Annotated in this window: 1 protein-coding gene; it reads right to left on the bottom strand. The window is 43.3% G+C overall.

The window, feature by feature from the left end; genetic code table 11:
- The coding region (locus tag HC175_RS18780; protein ID WP_168139718.1) for an ExbD/TolR family protein at window positions 1–442 on the bottom strand (442 nt) is incomplete at its 3' end.
- Window position 443: the final 1 nt, after the last annotated feature.

The following is a 443-nucleotide window of genomic DNA, read 5'->3' as shown; positions in this document are numbered from 1 at the left end:
GTTCATTATATGCTCCAACAAGCTCATTTTGAACAGCGATATAGGTACCATATTCTGTTTGTCTGTCATTCACCAACATAATAACCGCTTTAATGGGGTTATCTGAAGATGTAGGGTCACCTGCTCCTTCACAATAATCGCAGGCCTCAGGACCTACTCCTCCACCATTATCTAAAAAGGCTTTGGCAGCTTCTCTTAGCGCACTCAATTCCATGAGTTCATCTTCAACAAGCAGATCGTTATTGCGGTTTACAATTACCTGGAAAATATTCTTTTCCTTAATAACAGGAGGCACCACTTCCTCATCTTGCATTGGAGGCAACTTTCTGCTAATACCACTATCGGTTTCGATAGTAGTGGTTACCAGGAAGAAGATCAATAGCAGGAAAGCGATGTCGGCCAAGGAACCGGCATTAACTTCGGGTGTGGATCGTCTGGCCATA

It is taken from the genome of Salinimicrobium oceani (genome assembly GCF_012037645.1).
The sequence above is the reverse complement of the archived record's forward strand: the minus strand, read 5'-3'. Positions and strand labels throughout refer to the sequence as shown.